Source organism: Corynebacterium sp. CNJ-954 (genome assembly GCF_001942345.1).
Classification (GTDB): Bacteria; Actinomycetota; Actinomycetes; order Mycobacteriales; family Mycobacteriaceae; genus Corynebacterium.
The window spans coordinates 355,087-372,608 of record NZ_MKKI01000011.1; the positions used below are offsets into that span (position 1 = coordinate 355,087).

16 protein-coding genes and 1 pseudogene are annotated in these 17,522 nt (G+C 66.7%); 8 read left to right on the forward strand and 9 right to left on the reverse strand.

What is annotated here, in order from left to right; translation table 11 throughout:
• Positions 1 to 76: 76 nt before the first annotated feature.
• The gene (locus BJF89_RS06305) at positions 77 to 271 is read right to left on the reverse strand and encodes a hypothetical protein (RefSeq protein ID WP_075813202.1); all 195 of its coding nucleotides are present in this window, start codon (positions 269 to 271) and stop codon (positions 77 to 79) included.
• Positions 272 to 411: 140 nt separating this feature from the next.
• Between BJF89_RS06305 and BJF89_RS06310 the strand changes: the two genes are divergently transcribed.
• From BJF89_RS06310 to BJF89_RS06320, 3 genes are read left to right on the forward strand one after another with little or no spacing between them, the layout of a single operon-like run.
• The gene (locus BJF89_RS06310; protein WP_075813204.1) at positions 412 to 1,707 is read left to right on the forward strand and encodes a magnesium transporter MgtE N-terminal domain-containing protein; all 1,296 of its coding nucleotides are present in this window, start codon (positions 412 to 414) and stop codon (positions 1,705 to 1,707) included.
• A gap of 7 nt (positions 1,708 to 1,714) precedes the next feature.
• A complete protein-coding gene (locus BJF89_RS06315) occupies positions 1,715 to 2,254 on the forward strand; it encodes a DUF1003 domain-containing protein (protein WP_075813206.1) in 540 nt (179 codons plus the stop codon).
• A 37-nt stretch (positions 2,255 to 2,291) separates the two neighbouring features.
• Complete coding sequence (locus BJF89_RS06320) at positions 2,292 to 3,422, forward strand: Mrp/NBP35 family ATP-binding protein (RefSeq protein WP_075813208.1); 1,131 nt, start codon at positions 2,292 to 2,294, stop codon at positions 3,420 to 3,422.
• 32 nt (positions 3,423 to 3,454) lie between these two features.
• On the opposite strand, the gene tatB is transcribed toward BJF89_RS06320, so the two are convergent.
• Genes tatB through sigE form a run of 3 tightly spaced genes read right to left on the reverse strand, consistent with a single transcriptional unit; the run spans position 3,455 to position 5,075 of the window.
• On the reverse strand, positions 3,455 to 3,964 hold the full coding sequence (tatB, locus tag BJF89_RS19945) for a Sec-independent protein translocase protein TatB (RefSeq protein ID WP_075813210.1): 510 nt from the start codon (positions 3,962 to 3,964) through the stop codon (positions 3,455 to 3,457).
• A gap of 39 nt (positions 3,965 to 4,003) precedes the next feature.
• Complete coding sequence (locus BJF89_RS06330; RefSeq protein ID WP_075813212.1) at positions 4,004 to 4,429, reverse strand: hypothetical protein; 426 nt, start codon at positions 4,427 to 4,429, stop codon at positions 4,004 to 4,006.
• A gap of 58 nt (positions 4,430 to 4,487) precedes the next feature.
• A complete protein-coding gene (gene sigE / locus BJF89_RS06335; RefSeq protein WP_075813427.1) occupies positions 4,488 to 5,075 on the reverse strand; it encodes an RNA polymerase sigma factor SigE in 588 nt (195 codons plus the stop codon).
• 239 nt (positions 5,076 to 5,314) lie between these two features.
• On the opposite strand from sigE, the gene BJF89_RS06340 reads away from it, so the two are divergent.
• Together BJF89_RS06340 and BJF89_RS06345 are read left to right on the forward strand one after the other, a co-directional pair.
• Positions 5,315 to 5,971 (forward strand): O-methyltransferase, encoded by a 657-nt coding sequence (locus tag BJF89_RS06340; RefSeq protein ID WP_075813214.1) that lies wholly within the window; start codon positions 5,315 to 5,317, stop codon positions 5,969 to 5,971.
• A 61-nt stretch (positions 5,972 to 6,032) separates the two neighbouring features.
• Positions 6,033 to 7,547 (forward strand): GH32 C-terminal domain-containing protein, encoded by a 1,515-nt coding sequence (locus BJF89_RS06345; protein ID WP_255372509.1) that lies wholly within the window; start codon positions 6,033 to 6,035, stop codon positions 7,545 to 7,547.
• Between the two features lie 17 nt (positions 7,548 to 7,564).
• Here the strand turns inward: BJF89_RS06345 and BJF89_RS06350 are convergent, their stop codons facing one another.
• From BJF89_RS06350 to dapE, 5 genes and pseudogenes are all read right to left on the reverse strand, one after another.
• On the reverse strand, positions 7,565 to 8,446 hold the full coding sequence (locus tag BJF89_RS06350; RefSeq protein WP_075813218.1) for a methyltransferase domain-containing protein: 882 nt from the start codon (positions 8,444 to 8,446) through the stop codon (positions 7,565 to 7,567).
• A 48-nt stretch (positions 8,447 to 8,494) separates the two neighbouring features.
• A complete protein-coding gene (locus tag BJF89_RS06355; protein ID WP_075813220.1) occupies positions 8,495 to 9,865 on the reverse strand; it encodes a hypothetical protein in 1,371 nt (456 codons plus the stop codon).
• Between the two features lie 88 nt (positions 9,866 to 9,953).
• Entirely contained in the window at positions 9,954 to 10,133 is a 180-nt protein-coding gene (locus BJF89_RS06360) for a hypothetical protein (protein ID WP_075813222.1), read from the reverse strand.
• Positions 10,134 to 10,144: 11 nt separating this feature from the next.
• Positions 10,145 to 10,992 (reverse strand): annotated as a pseudogene (locus tag BJF89_RS06365) (TIGR00730 family Rossman fold protein).
• Positions 10,993 to 11,043: 51 nt separating this feature from the next.
• Entirely contained in the window at positions 11,044 to 12,225 is a 1,182-nt protein-coding gene (gene dapE / locus BJF89_RS06370; RefSeq protein WP_075813224.1) for a succinyl-diaminopimelate desuccinylase, read from the reverse strand.
• A 64-nt stretch (positions 12,226 to 12,289) separates the two neighbouring features.
• Here dapE and BJF89_RS06375 point away from each other — a divergent pair, with 64 nt between their 5' ends.
• From BJF89_RS06375 to BJF89_RS06385, 3 genes are all read left to right on the forward strand, one after another.
• Positions 12,290 to 13,726 carry an amino acid permease gene (locus tag BJF89_RS06375; protein WP_075813226.1) on the forward strand — a complete coding sequence of 479 codons (1,437 nt, stop codon included), beginning with the start codon at positions 12,290 to 12,292 and terminating at the stop codon, positions 13,724 to 13,726.
• A 33-nt stretch (positions 13,727 to 13,759) separates the two neighbouring features.
• On the forward strand, positions 13,760 to 14,704 hold the full coding sequence (gene dapD / locus BJF89_RS06380; RefSeq protein ID WP_075813228.1) for a 2,3,4,5-tetrahydropyridine-2,6-dicarboxylate N-succinyltransferase: 945 nt from the start codon (positions 13,760 to 13,762) through the stop codon (positions 14,702 to 14,704).
• Between the two features lie 166 nt (positions 14,705 to 14,870).
• Entirely contained in the window at positions 14,871 to 17,519 is a 2,649-nt protein-coding gene (locus BJF89_RS06385) for an ABC transporter permease (RefSeq protein ID WP_075813230.1), read from the forward strand.
• Positions 17,520 to 17,522 lie beyond the last annotated feature (3 nt).

The following is a 17,522-nucleotide window of genomic DNA, read 5'->3' on the forward strand; positions in this document are numbered from 1 at the left end:
CCATGTACCGTCCGTTCTTCCTCGATTCGCACCGGGGCATGGGGTCCCGCCCGCCACCGGTAGTGCCACCATCATGTCACCACCATGCCACGACGTAGACACCCACCAGCGCAAGCCACGGGACCACACCCCACAGACGTGCCCGGTCCGAGAGCAGTGCCCCTGCCACGGCCACCACCCCGCCCACCGCATGGGGAATCCACAACGGGCTCCCCAACAGGGCCAGGATCACCGCGATCCCACACAGACCGCCGGCGATCAGTCGTGACATGGTTTCCTCCCGCGCTTCCAGCAGTACCTCGACATCGGCCTAAGAATACCCGCACAACTGTTACCGGAAGAAGCGTCGGCGCCGCCGGGACACCGGTTCACAGCGCGCCCACGGGATACTGTGCCGTAACCTCTAGTCTCATGGACACCACACGGGTATTCGCCGGACGTCTCGCCGGCATGCTTCTCCTCGGCGCGGACGGCGAGTCTCTCGGACGGATCCGGGATGTCGTCCTGACGATCCGTTCGACGCGCGCAGTCGCACTCGGGCTCGTCGCCGAGGTCGCCGGCAAACGGAGGATCTTCCTGCCGATGGGACGCGTCATCTCCATCGACCCCAAGGAAGTCACCCTCAACACCAGCTCAGTGAATCTCCGTCCGTTCCGGTCCCGGGCAGGAGAGCTGACGGTGATGGACGACCTGATCGGGGCGAAGGTGCACACCGACGACCCCGAGTTCAGCCACCTCGCCGGCCGGGCGGTCGAGATATCCGACGTCGAACTCGAACGGACCCGCACCCGTGAGTGGGAGCTCAGCCGGGTGGCCGTGATTACCCGCGGTCGGCTGGGGCGTCGGACGACTCCGGCGGTGATCCCCTTCATGCATGTCCACGGCCTCTCTGCGTCCGGTGCGGGCCCACGTGACGTGGACGCGGAACTGATCGCCGAATTCACCACGATGCGCAACGCCGACATCGCCCACGCCCTCCGGGACATGGATCCGGACCGACGTTTCCGGATCGCCTCGGAACTCGACGACGAACGCCTCGCCGACGTCATCGCCGAGCTTCCCGACGACGAGCAGACCGAACTCGTCGAGGAACTCAATATCGAGCGCGCTGCGACGATCCTGGAGGAGATGGACCCCGATGATGCGGCGGACCTGCTCGGAGAACTCCCGGGCGACAAAGCCGACGTCCTCCTCGAGCTGATGGACCCCGAGGAGTCCGAACCGGTGCGTCGGCTCATGAGCTTCTCCCCCGACACCGTCGGTGCCCTGATGACGTCCGAGGCAATCATCCTGACGCCTCAGGCGACAGTGGCAGAAGCACTGGCCCATGCCCGAAATCCCGAAGTCCCGCTCTCCCTGAGTTCACTGATCTTCGTGGTGCGGCCTCCTCAGGCAACGCCGACCGGGCGCTACCTCGGCTGTGTCCATCTGCAGAAGCTCCTGCGGGAGCCACCGTCCTCACTGGTCGGCGGAATCCTGGACCTCGAGCTCCCCGCCTTGCATCCCGAGGACACCGAGGAGACGGCTGCCCGGTACTTCGCCACCTACAACCTGGTCTCCGCCCCGGTCCTCGACGAAGACAGTCATCTGCTCGGTGTGGTCGGCGTCGACGACCTGCTTGACCATCTGCTGCCCGAGAACTGGCGCGACGAGGACTGGCGCAGCAACCGGTCCGCCCCGACACAGCTGACCGCAGGACGAGAGTGAGAGCACCATGCCGGACAACTTCTCCAGAACTGACCTGGACACTCCCTCGACAGGGCCCCGACGTCGACTGATCGCGTACAACGACGATGCCGTCGGTGTCGGTGCCGAGAAGGTCGCCCGGTTTCTCGGGACAGGACGCTACCTCATGTGGCAGACCAACATCGTGGTGGTCTGGATCTGCCTCAACGTGGGCGGATTCTGGTGGAACTGGGACGTCTACCCGTTCATCCTGTTGAACCTCGCCTTCTCCACCCAGGCCGCCTACGCAGCGCCTCTGATCCTGCTCGCGCAGAACAGGCAGGACGACCGCGACCGTGTGTCCCTGAACGAAGACCGCCGGCGTGCCGAGGAGACCAAGGCCGACACAGAGTTCCTCGCCAGAGAACTCGCCGGGCTGCGCATCGCGGTGGGTGAGAACGTCACGCGGGACTATCTGCGTCGCGAACTCGATGACCTCGGTGACCTGCTCCGCCGTATCGAGGACAAGCTCGAGGATCAGCGTAACGACGAACGGTCCGACGGAAGCCCTTCCGACGCCGCACGGTGATTGGCCCTGAACTGGGGTGGGCGTATCATCATGGTCAATGTCTACTGTCACTGAATCAGCGGTTCGCAGTGCCTTGGCAACTGTGGAGGACCCGGAGCTCAACAAGCCCATCACCGACCTCGGGATGGTCAAGTCGATCGATATCGACGGCACCCATGTCGCCGTCGAGATCTATCTGACCATCGCGGGTTGCCCGATGAAATCGACGCTGACGACGCGGACGCGTGACGCCGCCGAGAGCGTCGAGGGAGTCGAACGGGCCACGGTGACCACCGACGTCATGAGTGACGAACAACGACGGGAGCTCCGCACGAGGTTGCGCGGTGGAGCGGCGGAACCTGTCATCCCCTTCGCACAACCGGAGTCGACGACCCGGGTCTTCGCCGTCGCGTCCGGCAAGGGCGGGGTCGGCAAGTCGTCGGTGACGGTGAACCTCGCCACCGCACTGGCACAACGCGGCCTGCAGGTCGGTGTCGTCGACGCCGACATCTACGGTCACTCGGTACCTCACATGATGGGGTCGAACCACCGTCCCCACCAGGTGGACGACATGATCATTCCGCCACAGGCGCACGGGGTGAAGATCATGTCGATCGGCCACTTCCTGGACGGCAATTCGCCGGTCGTCTGGCGTGGTCCCATGCTGCACCGCGCCATCCAGCAGTTCCTCGCGGACGTCTTCTGGGGAGACCTGGATATCCTGCTGCTCGACCTCCCACCGGGAACCGGCGACGTGGCCATCTCCGTCGCACAACTGGTCCCTAATGCGGAGCTTCTGATCGTGACCACGCCTCAGGTGGCGGCGGCGGAGGTCGCAGAACGGGCCGGCAGCATCTCCCAGCAGACCCGTCAGCGGATCGGCGGCGTCATCGAGAACATGAGCTGGATGGACATGCCGGACGGCTCCAGGATGGATATCTTCGGCACTGGTGGCGGGCAGGTCGTCGCCGACCACCTGAGTCAGTTGACCGGCGGCGAGGTGCCGTTGATGGGCCAGATTCCGCTTGATCCGAATCTCCGAATCGGTGGTGACCTCGGTAATCCGATCGCCATCTCCGAACCCGACTCACCGGCGGGGGTGGCGCTGGGAGCGATCGCGTCGAAGCTCGCCACACGACGTCAGTCCCTTGCCGGGCGTCAGCTGAATCTCGGTGTAGCAGGGCGGTAGCACTCCCCCGACGCACACCCCCGCCCCGGTGCCTACATGGTGTCGTCGTAGTTTCCGGCGTCGCCCCAGTCCCGGGACTGGCCGACCTCGTCCTGCTGCGGGAGTTCCACCCGTTCCTCTTCCTGCGCCGCGGGAGCCTCGCTTTCCTGCGCGGTGGGAACCTCACTCGGTCTCGGAGGGTTCTTCGGTGCCCGGCCGGAGATCTGAGCGGATGTGCCCCGCACTGCTCCGGTGACATCCTTCGCCGAGGACTCCAGGTCCGTGAGGAAGCTGTCGTCGTCATCCAGCAGTGTTTTCGTGATGAACCCACGGGCACCCATCTGACGGACACTGTTGAGTTGGGACAGGGGCTTGCGGAACTCCTCGAAGTCCTCACCGAAGTCCTGGTCCAGCTCCTGCCGGGCGTTGGCGATGGCGGTACGTGCCGCGAGGAGCAGAGCCTTGAGATCGGTGATCAGCCGAGGAAGTCGTTCCGGTCCGACGACGATAATGCCCACGACAATCAGGACGAGGACTTCACCCCATCCGATGCTGGAGAACACCAGACACGCCTTTCTCTTGACACTGCCGACTGCCTGATTCTAACCCTCACTGCGCTGACGCGGCGATTTCGCCCTTCCCTTGGTGGTCCGTCGCTGAACTTTGCGCGCTGCAGCAGCCATGCGGCCGGTGATACTGTCCGGGCGACGACAGCCGTCGATACCGACCGTATCGCTGTCGAGCGGGGCATCCTGCGGGGTGCCGTCGCCCTGCGCACAGTCGTCGGGGATGCGGACGAGACGGCTGAGCAGGCTCCCCGAGGCATGGAGCTGGTCCATCGGAATACTGCCCCGTAGGCGGTCAGACGCCTGCCGCTGTGCCCGGACCTCGTCCCGACACTCCACACAGTGAACCAGGTGGATCCGCGCCCGGTGCTCAGCCCCGCGGGACAGCTCCCCGTCCACGAGTGCCGCGACAACCTCCGGGGTCAGATGGCCGACATCAGACAGCTTCCCGACTTCCGACATGACTGGACCTCCTTGACGACTCGCACGTCGCGTGCCTCATCTGCCATCGATGATAGCGCTAAGACTGCGGGATGTAGCTGAGCTCACCGGCAGACCGCGCCAGGCTGGCCCTGAGCTGGCTCCTTGCGCGGTGGATGCGCGAGCGCACCGTACCCATCTTGAGACCCAGCGTGTCGGCGATCTCCTCGTAGGTCATGTCGAGCCCGTCACACAGGATCACCGCGACACGGAACTCGGGGCTCAGATCGTCCAGAGCTTTTTCCAACGCCGGATCGAGGTTGTTCATCTCGAAGGCACGTTCCGGGCCGACACGTGTCCCCTCGACGCGGTCGTAGTCCTCCGGCAGGGCCTCCATCCGGATCGTCCCCCGGTGACGGACCATGTCGAGAAAGAGGTTCGTCGTGATGCGGTGCAGCCATCCCGAGAAGGTGCCCGGCCGGTACGACTTCAACGACCGGAAAGCCCGCATGAACGTGTCCTGCGTGAGGTCCTCCGCGTCCTGCCTGTCGCCGCTGAGCCGGTAGGCCAGACGGTAGACGCTGTCCGCGTGTTCCTCGACGAGTTCACTCCACGACGGCATCGCACCTTCGCCGCGATCGAAAGCGCCCGTTGCCCCGTCAGGGCCGGAGTCTGCTGCGGTGTTCATGGTCTCCATCCTGACGCACGTCCATTACCTTTGTGTGCCTGGGCGCTTCGGATTCACTGTGAGACTGTGAGTACGTCGCGCTGGTGCCTTTCCCTTCAGAATATATCCTGCGTTCCAGGCCCCTGTAAAGATGTAACTTGCGCCCCACCAAACACAGTTTTCCCACGTTACGCAGTGTCCGCCCGACTCGCCGGGGGCGGTCACCACATCGGCAGCTCAGCACCCTTACAGTTACACCCGTGAACGCAGAATCCAGCTCCGCCCTCGACGCCGTCCGCGACTACGTCAACAGCACAGCCGCAACCGACGAGCCACTCGACGCCGCCCGCGATTCAGCGACTGAGTACGGGCTGCTCACCCCCGACGCGATGACCGGCGAGTTCCTCACATTCCTGGCGGCCCAGATCACCACACCGTCACCCACCGCGGTCGTCATGTCCCCCGCCTTCGGCGTGATCGGCCTGCACCTCTTTGCTGGATTCTCCGGTGGCGGCCACGTCACCTGCATCGACCCGGAAGTCCAGCACCAGGCGCTCGCACGCAGTGCCTTCAACTCCGCAGGCGTCCGTTCCAACGCGTACCGGTTCCTGCCGTCCGCCCCGCTGATCGGCGTGTCCCGGTTGGCCACGGACGCCTACGACATCATCGTCTCCCAGTCCATGGTCGAACACCTTTCAGCGACAGTCGATGCGGCACTCCCCGTCCTGCGCCCGGGCGGCGTACTGGTACTGCTGGACTCGCTCCTCGACGGCACGCTGGCCGATCCGGACCACACCGACAGGCAGACACGTGCGGCCGCCGACGCCGAGGAACACCTGCGGTCCCTGGAGGACATCACCGTGGCCCGACTGCCGCTGGGCGCCGGATGCACCGTCATCACCAAGCACGCCGCCTGATAAACACCTCTCATCGCGTGACACGGCGCCGAGGTCGGCGACGATGGTATACAGGGATGACGTGAACCGCTACAGACCTGAACTACACGTCACCGCGGAAGTCGGCGTTCTCGAGGCACCAGCCGGAGCCCTGAGCCGGGGGGATTCCCTCCATGTCTTCCACCAGTTCCGGCCCCGACCTGACGCCGGGGCCCGGTGGGCCCACCAGGTCGCCTCCGGCATCCCCTACGGCTGGGACGTCTGCGACGACGTCCTCGTCCCCCGCGACAACGAGATCGACTGCCTGGCCGGTTCCTCGGTCCCCGTGGGAGACGGCGTCGAACTCTTCTTCGTCACCACGACGCCCGCCGCGGACAGCGACCCCTCCGGCCTCCGCTCGAACGCCGTCCCACACGGCCACCGCGGCGACAGGACCTTCACCATCCAGCGGGCACGGATCGCCGACCTCGGTGCCGCCACCACAGAAGTCTCCGACGACCCCAGCGTGGTCTCGTCCTTCGTCGAGCGCCTCGGCCCGGTGGAGATCGACGACTCCGCGTACCCCGTCCACGATCTCGCGACACCGTCCGTCGTCCGCCGCGGCGACGTGTGGACCATGATCGCACTTGACCTCGTCGATGACGTGGACGCCCGGATCATCGTGCTGGATTCGACGGACCGGCAGACATGGACCGTCCGTGGACCCCTCGAGTTCGCCGGTGAATCGGTCCCTCCGGGGCGCCCGTACGCCCCTCGCCTGACCTTGATGACCGACCGCGGAACCGGTGAGGACAAGGACGTCCTGTTCATCACCTACCCTGACGACAGCGTCGACCACGTCGCCGATTCCCGGGAGCGGGCAGGCGAAACCACGGGCTACATCGTCGGCACGCTCGACGGAACGACGTTCCACACCTCGACGGGTTTCCAGGTCCTCGACCACGGCCACGACTTCACCCGTCCACGCCTGGTACCCGGCACCCGTCCCGTCCTCTCCGGTCTGGTCGGTGCCTTCCCCCACAGTGGCGACGGCGACGAACCAGCCACCTGGGCCAACTGCCTCTCTGTACCCCGCTTCCTCAGCCTCCGTGACGGTCACCTCTACCAGGACGTCATCGGACTGCCCACCGCCGTCCGCTCCTACACCGACCGTGCCGCCGTATACACGGCACAGCTCGAGGTCGAGACGGGCACTGCGACGGTGGATCTGCTGGACAAGGACGGAAGCGTCATCGTCAGTGTCGCCCACTCAGGTGAGCAGGTCTCAGTCACCCGTGACGGCGATACAAGGGTCGCCCCCCTCGCCGACGGTGACAGCGACACCCTCACCATCTTCGTGGACGGACCGGTGTGCGAGGTCTTCGCCGACGGTGGACTGGTCTCCCTCACTACAGCGCTGACCGGCCCGCGGGCCTTCGACAGATTCTCCGTCAGCGCTACCGGCGGTGCACGGGTCCTGTCCGCGATGGAGTCGCTGGGGCGCCAACTTCAGCGCCAGCTCGCCCACCTGGACGATCCGGCCGAGCAGGAGAAACTCATCCGCGAGGCGGTCCTGGCCGACCGGGACCTCTCCGCCGGGGTCGACCCCGGCGAATAGCGCGCGATCCGCGCCCCTCAGCCGAGGTGCGGATCGCGCCGCAGACGGGTGATCGCGGCGCGTGCAGTGACGGTCATCGTCTCCGGCAACGCCGCGATACGCTCGGCCAGCACAGTGGGGTGAATGTGTCGTGCCGAGGGACTCATGCCGATCTGCGCGGCGATCGACGCCTGGTCCAGGTTCATCTGGAATTCCACGCTCTCGGGATCACCGACGGGCACGAGGTGACCCGACGCCTGCGTGATCATCCGTTCCACCTTGCCTTCCTCGACATCGATGATGCCGAGCGGTTCACGCAGCTCCGCCAGGTGGCCGGCATCTGCCGTGAGCACGATGACCTGCCCCTGCGCAGACAGCACCCGCGCGAACTCCGCGGCATTACGGGGAGCGAAGATCACCGTGACGGCGTCCACGACCCCGTCACGCAGCGGCAGCCGTGACCAGGCGTCGGCGACGACCGCACCGATCCTGGGGTGGCATGACGCCAACCGTTTCGCCGCCGGCACCGACACGTCGATCCCCACACCCCGGGAGTTCTCGATCGAATCCAGGGTATGGGACAGGTAGTAGCCGGTACCTGCACCGATTTCGACGATGGACGGGTGCGCGTCGTCGGCGACGCCGGCGTCATCGAGGGCCTGACCGACATGGTCGGTGATCGCCTCGACGAACGGCGCGAAGTGCCCCCCGGACAGGAAGGTCTCCCGCGCCTGGATCATTTCGGCGTCATCGCCGGTGTAGCGCAGTCCGGCGCCACCGGCAAGGGTGACGTAGCCTTGCCGCGCCACATCGTAGTTGTGGCCGGACTCGGAGACCAGGGTCTTCCACGCCTCGTCACCGGCACGCAGCGGGGTGCCGTCCACCGGGTCGGCGAGAAGGTCGATGACATCAGAGAGCACGGGTGCGGGGTCTCCCCTCGATAGCGGAACAAAAAAGCGCCGGGTCGGCTACTTCCGGAACCACTCTACAAGAGTACGGGCCGCGAAACCCGTGCTGCCCCGGTCGACGTCACCCCGTACGGAGTCCGACCACGACGGACCCGTGGTGTCGAGGACAGCGCAGGGCACTCCGTCTGCGAAACGCCGGAGGTACATGGCCGCCGTCAGTGCGCCGGGCCCCTCGGGCGCCGCTGTGACGTCGGCGTCTCTGGCACTGACATTCTTCTCCAGGTACCCCGGCATCGGCAACGGCCACCACCGCTCGCCGACCCGTGCGCCGCGCAAGGTCACCCTGCGGACTGCCTGTGCGTCTCCGGTGACGGCCCCCGTCAGTTCACCGAGTGCCGTCTTCGACGCCGTCGACACCGGACCGACGACGACCACGCGGCGGGGACGGTACCGCTGGACGCCGTAGGCCACCGCATCCGCCAACGCCAACCTGCGGCACACCTCCGCCTGCTCCACCTCACCGGCGGTACCCGGCAGTTGGGTGGTGGTCCCGTTGACGTGTTCCACAACCGGCCGGGCGCGTCCTGGCACCCAGGCGGGGAGGCTGTAGCCGTGGACCGGCACCAGTCCGACGATCTTCTGCGGTCCCTTCAACTCCGCCAACGCCCGGATCACCGCAGGTACCGGCGCTCCGCCGACGAGCAGCACCTCCGGACGGTCGTTGGTGAGGTCTCCCTCCGCCGCCGCAGGGTCCCAGAACATCTCGACGAAACCGACCTCATCCTCCCCGTCCGGATCGTTGACGCCGGCCCCCGCGGTCGCGGTGGCGAGGATGCCGCCGAAACCCTTACGCTGCAGCCACCCGCGCCCGTGGGTCTTCACCCGGGTACCGGCCACGTCACCGAGGACAGCCTTGGCCTTGCGCCGCCACCACACCGACGTCGCCGACGGCGCTGGTACAGCGTTGATGTCCCTGGCCAGTACCGTGGCCGCACCCAGCACCCGTCCGCGATAGACACTGTCCTCCGCCCGCCGCACCACAGTCTCATCGGCGACGTCAGCGATGTCGACGTGGACAGAACGGACGGCTGCGGCAGGGTCTTTCCGCGTCACGACGAGGTGGCGTCCTCCCAGCACGATCCCCTGGGCCAGGTTACGGAGCTGCTGGACGGTCGTGGCTTCCGGCACACGGATCTGCACCGTATGCCGCTTGGCACGCACCGGGTGCCCGTCGACGAGCGCACCGAGGCGCCGGATGAGCACGGCCCCCGCCGCCCGCCAGCCGTCATCGCCTAACCGGGGTTCCTCCGCCAACTCCGTGAGATCCGTCAACGGCCGCGCATGCCGGGGAACACTGATCTCCCACACGCCGTCGGCAGCCAGATCGGCTCCGAGGTCCCGACCGACGGGCCCTCCGACACGTCCGCGCACACGATCCGGCAGTCGATGACATCGCTGCCAGTCACCGTGGCTCCCACCGTGATCTCCGGTACCGGCCGAGGTAGATTCGGAATCCTCTTCACTGTGCCTTCCCCTGCTGTTCCTCGTGCCCGTCATCGCTCTGGTCCACGTGCGCTGCCCGTCGCTGTCTCCGGGGACGCCCCGGCGCCGCCGGCTCACGATCGAACGCGGTCAGCACCAGATAGACCAGGACCAGTCCCACCAGCAGTGACGCGATGAGGGTGATGAGCAGATACATGGCAGCCGAGACTACCCGAACGACTGACCGTCAGAATCGCTCCGGCTCCCGGAGCCGGCCTCACCGGACATCCGTCCGGCCTGCTTCTCCAGGTTCTCGAGCTCCTGGAGAAGCTGGCTACGCCGTTCCTCCAGTTCCTCGACCTGCCCCTGGTGCGCCGCGACACAGTACGCGACGGCCTCCTCAGGCGAATCTGTCACGAGGAACAGGTCCGGGTCACCTTCGGAGATCATCCCTTCATCAACGAGGCGTGTGGTGATCCAGTCGACCAGTCCACTCCAGAACTCGCAGCCGAGCAGGACGATAGGGAACTGCCGGACCTTGCCGGTCTGCACCATCACCAGTGCCTCGAAGAGCTCGTCAAGTGTCCCGTAACCACCGGGAAGACAGATGAAAGCCTGCGCGTACTTCAGGAACATCATCTTGCGGACGAAGAAGTAGCGGAAGTTCAGACCGAGATTCACCCACGAGTTCAGTCCCTGCTCGTGGGGAAGCTCGATTCCCAGCCCCACGGACAGTCCACCGTCCTCGGCCGCTCCCCGGTTCGGCGCCTCCATCAGCCGGGACCTCCTCCGGTGATCACAGCGTACCCGGCTTCCTTCAGCCGTCGTCCGAGTTCACGACCGGTCTCGTAGTAGGGGTGGTCTTCGGCGATCCTCGCCGACCCCCACACGGTGACCGCCTTAGGTAGCTCGGCAAGCGCACCGAAACCTTCGACGAACTCGGACTGGATGCGCATCACCCGCCACGGGTCGGAGTGTAGCCAGTCGGTGTTCGGCTGTTCGTCCAGCAGCCTCTGGTCCGTCGTCGACCGGGGGTACGGGGTCCCCGGGTAGACGCCGTTGATACCTCGACGCATCACCGGCCCCTGAAAAGTGAACGGTTGCGGGTTGTCATTCGCCATTGCACGTCACCGTGCCTTCCGGGTCAGGTAGTCGGTCAACTGGGCGCTCACCGTCTCGATCATCTCCACCGGGCAGTTCTCCTGCGGGGTGTGGCACAGGCCGGGGTCGCCCGGCCCGAAGTTCACCGCCGGTATCCCGAGGGACGAGAAGCGCGAGACATCGGTCCACCCGTACTTGGCGCGGACGTTGCCACCGGTGGCGTCAACGAGCGCAGACGCCGCAGGGTGATGGAGTCCCGGCAGGGCGCCGGGTGCGAGGTCATCGATCTCCAGGCTGAAGCCTTCAGACGGGGCGTCGGGCGTCCCGACCCCGAGGACCTCCAGCGCGTGGGCGAGTGCCTCCTCGCCCGACCGGTCCGGGGCGAAACGGAAGTTCACGAACATCCAGGCCTCATCGGGGATCGTGTTCGTGGCGACGCCTGCTTCCAGGTGGACCACGTTGAGCCCCTCGCGGTAGAGGCAGCCGTCGATGTCGACGTCGCGGGGACGGTAGTCACTCACCCTGGCGATGACGGGTGAAAGCCGGTGGACCGCATTGTCACCGAGCCATGCACGTGCCGAGTGTGCCCGGGTACCGCGCGCGGTCACACGGATCCGGAGCGTTCCCTGGCACCCAGCCTCGATCACCGCGCCGGACGGCTCCCCCAGCAGTGCCACATCGCCCTCGAGCCATGTCGGGTGAGCCTCGACGAGATGACCCAGGCCGTTGTAACGGGTGGCGACCTCCTCCCCCTCGTAGAGCACCAGCGTGAGATCGTGGGCCAGGTCGGCGGAGTCGGCGAGACTGGCGAAGGCATGGATGTACACCGCGTCCCCTGACTTCATGTCGACGGAACCGAGACCGTGGATGCTGTCCCTGCCCTCACCGTCCGGACGCCGGGTCGACGGCAGGTTATCGGCGGGGGGAACAGTGTCGATGTGGCCGGCGAGGATCACCCGGGTCGGCAACCCTCGGTGAGTCCGGGCGACGAGGGTGTTGCCGTGACGGTCGACAGTGACGTGCGGGTGTTCTTCCCGCAGTCCCTCGAGCGCCACCTGGAGCGCATCGGCGATCGGCTGCTCCTCGTGGGAGCGGCTCGGGATGTCGACAAGTGTGCGCGTCAACTCCACGGGACAGGCTGACAGATCGGACGCGGACAGGGTGGTGGTCGGTGAGGTGGGCGGCGGGGTGGGCACAGAATTCGTCATCGTGGCACTCACTCTAGTGGGCTCTGGACTCGCACGCCGGACGAGTGTGCGAGAATCCGGAAGTATGAGCACACAGCACACCGACTCCCCCACCGATTCTCAGGGTGCGGCACCGACCGAGGCCGGCAACCGGGACCTCGGACACAGCCTCAAGGTCCGGCACCTGACGATGATGGGACTCGGTTCCGCTGTCGGTGCGGGGCTCTTCCTCGGTACCGGCGTGGGTATCAAGGCTGCGGGACCAGCGGTTCTGCTGTCCTACATCGTCGCCGGCATCGTGGTGGTCTTCGTGATGCGCATGCTCGGTGAGCTCGCGGCCGCCCGCCCGGCGTCGGGCACGTTCGCCACCTACGCGAAAATGGCTCTGGGCCCCTGGGCCGGCTTCTCCACGGGCTGGTTGTACTGGTTCATGCTCATCATGGTCATGGGCACGGAGATCACCGGCGCCGGTGCCATCATGGGCAACTGGTTCGGTGTCGAGGGGTGGATTCCGGGCCTACTGTGCGTGATCCTGTTCACCGTGGTGAACCTGTTCGCGGTCCGTGGCTTCGGCGAGTTCGAGTACTGGTTCTCCTTCGTCAAGGTTGCGGTCATCATCTTCTTCCTCGTCGTCGGTGCGCTGTTGATCTTCGGGCTGCTCCCCAGCCATGACGCCGTCGGCGTCGACAACTTCACGCCTTTCGCTCCGAATGGCGTGTCCGGCATCGCAGCCGGCCTCCTCGCCGTGGCTTTCGCGTTCGGCGGTATCGAGATCGTCACCATCGCGGCCGCCGAGTCCGAGAAGCCCAGTGAAGCGATCACCGCTGCGGTGCGGGCCGTCGTCTGGCGTATCTCGGTGTTCTACCTCGGCTCGGTGCTGGTGATCACCGCACTGCTGAACGTCGCCACCCTCGATGACGCCGACGGTGCCGCGGATTCCCCGTTCACCCGCGTGCTCGCCATGGCCGACATCCCCGGCGTCGTCGGGTTCATGGAAGTCATCATCGTCCTGGCGCTGCTGTCGGCATTCAACGCGCAGATCTACGCGACCTCGCGTCTGACCTTCTCTTTCTCCCACCAGGGCAATGCGCCCAAGCTGTTCCGGAAGGTGTCGTCGCAGAAGGTGCCGACGGCCGCCGTGATCTGCTCATTGGTCTTCGCCTTCATCTCCGTCGGGCTGCAGGTCTGGGGGCCGGACAACCTGATCAACATCCTGTTCAACGCCGTCGGTGGGTGCCTGCTGGTGATCTGGTTCATCATCGTGCTCAGCGAACTGAAGCTCCGGCCGCAACTTGAGGCCGAGGGCAGCCTGAAGGTGCGCATGTGGGCCTGGCCGGTCCTCCCGATCATCACACTGGTGGCGCTGGTCGGCCTGGCGGTGCTGATGCTCTTCGACGAGACCGCACGTGACCAGGTGATCACCGTAGCCATCGCATTCACTGCGGTGAGCCTGTTGGGTGTGTACGTCACCCGGCACCACGCCCGCACGGTGGCGAACGAGGAACCCGAACGTACCTCGTAGAGTCCCGGGGAGCGACAGGTAGACTGTGACACCATGACTGCCGCATATGGAACCGGAATTGCGACCCTGACACCTGACGACACCGTCCTCGACGTGTGGTACCCCGAGTTCGGTCTCGGGGAAGCACCGTCGGACCCGTCGGACTTCTCCCACCTGGAGGGTGAGGACGCCGACCGTGACGTCCGACGCACGGTGGTGACCACGGTCATCGAGGACCTGGACGCCGCGCCCGTCGACACCGCCGACGTCTATCTCCGCCTCCATCTGATCTCCGGTCGGAAGATCCGGCCCCACGGCTGCAACCTGGACGGCATCTTCGGCAAGTTGGCCAATGTCGTCTGGACCGACTTCGGCCCCTGCGCCGTCGAGGGGTTCGAGGCCACCCGTGCCCGCCTGAGCCGGCATGGCCGGGTCACGGTCCTCTCCGTCGACAAGTTCCCGCGCATGGTCGACTACGTCGTCCCCACCGGGGTCCGGATCGGTGACGCCGACCGGGTCCGTCTCGGCGCCCACCTCGCCGAAGGCACCACGGTGATGCACGAAGGCTTCGTGAACTTCAACGCAGGCACCCTGGGGTCCTCGATGGTCGAAGGACGCATCTCCGGCGGGGTCGTGGTCGGCGACGGCTCCGACGTCGGCGGCGGTGCCTCGATCATGGGCACCCTCTCCGGCGGTGGCAAAGCCGTGATCTCCGTCGGTCGTCGCTGCCTGCTGGGGGCGAACTCCGGACTCGGGATCTCACTCGGCGACGACTGCGTCGTCGAGGCCGGCCTCTACGTCACCTTCGGGACCAAGGCAGTCGTCTCCGGCGCTGTCGCCGAGGCAGTCGGTGCCCCTGAAAGAAGCACCGTGAAGGCATCCGACCTTTCGGGCGTCTCCAATGTCCTGTTCCGTCGCAACTCCGTGTCCGGCGCCGTCGAGGCCGTCGCACGCACCACCGGTTCAGTGGAACTGAACGAAGACCTCCACAAGAACTGACCGACGCCGGGGTTCCCCTCCCCTCCCCCGTCTCTCCTCTCCCCTTCCCCTCTCCTCCTCGACACCTCCGTCGGAAAGATCTCCTCCCCATGGGACATCCAGCAGCCTCACCTGCCCACCCGGCCCGCATCACACCTCCCGGCCCCCGCCCCACCGCCGCAGAGCGATGACCCGCGCAGCACGGACCCTGCTCCGTCTGAGCGTCCGCGGTCTCCGGGCCCACCGTGCCCGGCTGGTACTGACAACACTGTCCGTGGTCCTCTCCACCTCTTTCCTCACGGGAACGGCCCTGCTGTCAGGGATCCTCGGTGATTCCGTCAGCCGACTCACCACCTCGGACTACAGCAACGCCGATATCATCGTCCGCCCCGCCGACGGCCACCGTGAACTCCCGGAGAACGTGGAACGTCGGATTCTCGACAACCCGCAGGTCGACCGCGTCACCGTCGACGACCGACGTAGCGTCGTCCTCACCCGGGCGCCGGACGCGGACGGCACCACGGTGGACACCGGCGGCCTCCCGGTGCGCCCGACACCCTGGTACGGCCCGGAGCGCTCACTCGATCCCCGGGAACACCTCGTCGCAGGTTCACCCCCCGGTCCCGGCGAGGTGGTCGTCACCACCGCCGCTGCCGACGCCACAGGTCTGGCGATAGGTGACAGGATCTCCGTCACCGGACCAGTCGGCGATTTTCCGCTCAGCATCAGCGGGATGTCCCGCAGCAGCGACGACGCAGGAGACTTCGCCCTGGCGATGGGTGAACGGACCTACCGTGACAACGTCGCCCCCACCGGACTCCCGGGACTGGCCCTACGGGTCGCGCCTGGTGCGGAGCCCGCAACCGTGGCCACGGCCCTGACCGCCGACCTTGCCGACCTTGCCGACCCCGCCGACCCCGCCGCTGACGGGGCTTCCGACGCGACGGTACCGTCCGTCCGCACCGCGGCGGAGGTGGAACGATCCGACTCGACCATGCTGGACACAGGCCTCGGGTACCTGCGCTACATACTCGGCGCTTTCGGAACCATCGCACTGGTCGTCGGGATGTTCATCATCGCCAACACCTTCGCGATGACTGTGGGGCAACGCATGCGGGACTTCGCACTCATCCGGGCACTGGGAATGTCCGGACGCCAGGTGTCCGCCTCGGTGTTGTGCGAGGCGGTGGCGGTCGGAATCCTCGGCTCCACGTCGGGAGTGCTTCTCGGCGCCGGGCTGGTCGCTGCCGCAACACGACTTGTCACCATGTCCGGTCCCCTTGCACCGGACATCCCCACCGACGACGTGGTGCTCATGGCGACGGCGATCGTACTTCCCTGGGTAGTCGGAACGTTCGCCACTGTCCTCGCGGCATGGGGGCCTGCGCGCCGGGCCGCGTCCATTCCCCCACTGGCGGTCGCCCGGACTGATCTCGCGGCCTCCCCAGCCTCATCGTGGCCGGCGCGGACGCTGACAGGTGCTCTCGTCTGTGTCACCGGAGCCGTGGCCGCCGGTATGGCCGTGGAGGCAGGCCTCGGTTCAGGCACCCGGACAAGGGTGGTCATCTGCGGGGCAGGAATCCTCGTGACGCTCACAGGGGTCTATCTCCTGTCCCCCTCACTTGCCCGGCGTGCACTGCCACATCTCGGTCGGTTGCTGGTGCTCCCCCTGGGCAGACCGTTCCGGGTGGCAGGTACGGTGGCTGTACGCACCACCCGGCAGTCCCCCCGCCGGACCGCGGGAACCGCCTTCGCTGTCACTCTGGCAATGTGTCTGGTCACGGTGACCGGGATGACGGGTGCGTCCACGGTGGCGTCGCTGCGGCAGACGGTCGACACGGAAGTCTCCGCCGACCTGGTGGTCGCAGCGCCCGGGGGTGCCGTTGAGGTCCCTGTCCCCGGTTCCACCGTCGACGAGGTGCGCGACGCCCCGGGCGTCGGCGCCGCGTTCCCGCTGGGAAAGGGGGTCGCCCTACTCGGTGACAGCCCCGAACCCGGTTTCCCGCTGGTGACTGTGAGCAACGGGGATCCGTCAGCGGTCCTGGATATCGGCGAACAGCACGGTGACCTGGAGATCGGTACCCGCGACGGTGTCACGATGTCGGCGTCCTATGCAGCCGCGCACGGATGGAGCATCGGAGACCGTGTCCCGGTACGGGCACAGGGGCAGGCACGCGCCGTCGAGCTCGAGCTGACCGGAACCTATGGGACGTCCCGGATTCTCGGCGACGTCGTCATCGGCGCGAGTGCATTCTGGCGGATCGCACCAGGGGCCCAGGGAGGCACCGGGCATCGTGTGATAGCTGTACTGGTCACCGGCAACGGCTCCGTCTCACAGGACACCCTGTCCACCCGGCTCGCCGGCGTCCTCGGCGACACGGCGGCAGTGACCGTCCAGACACCGGCCGAGTTCGCCGGCGAACAGTCAGTACTGGTCGAACGCATGATCCTCGCCGTCTACGCCCTGCTCGCACTGGCCGTGGTTGTCGCGGTGATAGGGGTCGTGAACACCCTTGCGTTGTCGGTGGTGGAACGCCGCCGCGAGATAGGGATGCTCAGGGCGGTGGGGATGAGCCGCGGGCAGGTGCGCCGCATGGTCGTCGTGGAAGCTCTGCAGACGACGGTCTACGGTGCTGTACTCGGTACCGGGGTGGGACTCGCCGCGGGGTGGGCGCTGCTCAGCATCCTGTCGGAAATCGGACTCTCCACCGTCGTGGCGCCGTGGCCGCTCGTCGGGTCAGTCCTGGCCGCGTCCGTGCCTCTGGGTGTCGTCGCGGCACTGGCCCCGGCTGCCCGGGCGGCACGGATCCCTCCCCTTGAAGCGGCCCAGCCGTAGGAG

Coding starts and splice junctions, on each gene's coding strand:
- BJF89_RS06305 (WP_075813202.1), bottom strand. CDS start 271: ATGTCACGACTGATCGCCGGCGGTCTGTGTGGGATCGCGGTGATCCTG.
- BJF89_RS06310 (WP_075813204.1), top strand. CDS start 412: ATGGACACCACACGGGTATTCGCCGGACGTCTCGCCGGCATGCTTCTC.
- BJF89_RS06315 (WP_075813206.1), top strand. CDS start 1,715: ATGCCGGACAACTTCTCCAGAACTGACCTGGACACTCCCTCGACAGGG.
- BJF89_RS06320 (WP_075813208.1), top strand. CDS start 2,292: ATGTCTACTGTCACTGAATCAGCGGTTCGCAGTGCCTTGGCAACTGTG.
- BJF89_RS06330 (WP_075813212.1), bottom strand. CDS start 4,429: ATGTCGGAAGTCGGGAAGCTGTCTGATGTCGGCCATCTGACCCCGGAG.
- sigE (WP_075813427.1), bottom strand. CDS start 5,075: ATGAACACCGCAGCAGACTCCGGCCCTGACGGGGCAACGGGCGCTTTC.
- BJF89_RS06360 (WP_075813222.1), bottom strand. CDS start 10,133: ATGTATCTGCTCATCACCCTCATCGCGTCACTGCTGGTGGGACTGGTC.
- dapE (WP_075813224.1), bottom strand. CDS start 12,225: ATGACGAATTCTGTGCCCACCCCGCCGCCCACCTCACCGACCACCACC.
- BJF89_RS06375 (WP_075813226.1), top strand. CDS start 12,290: ATGAGCACACAGCACACCGACTCCCCCACCGATTCTCAGGGTGCGGCA.
- dapD (WP_075813228.1), top strand. CDS start 13,760: ATGACTGCCGCATATGGAACCGGAATTGCGACCCTGACACCTGACGAC.
- BJF89_RS06385 (WP_075813230.1), top strand. CDS start 14,871: ATGACCCGCGCAGCACGGACCCTGCTCCGTCTGAGCGTCCGCGGTCTC.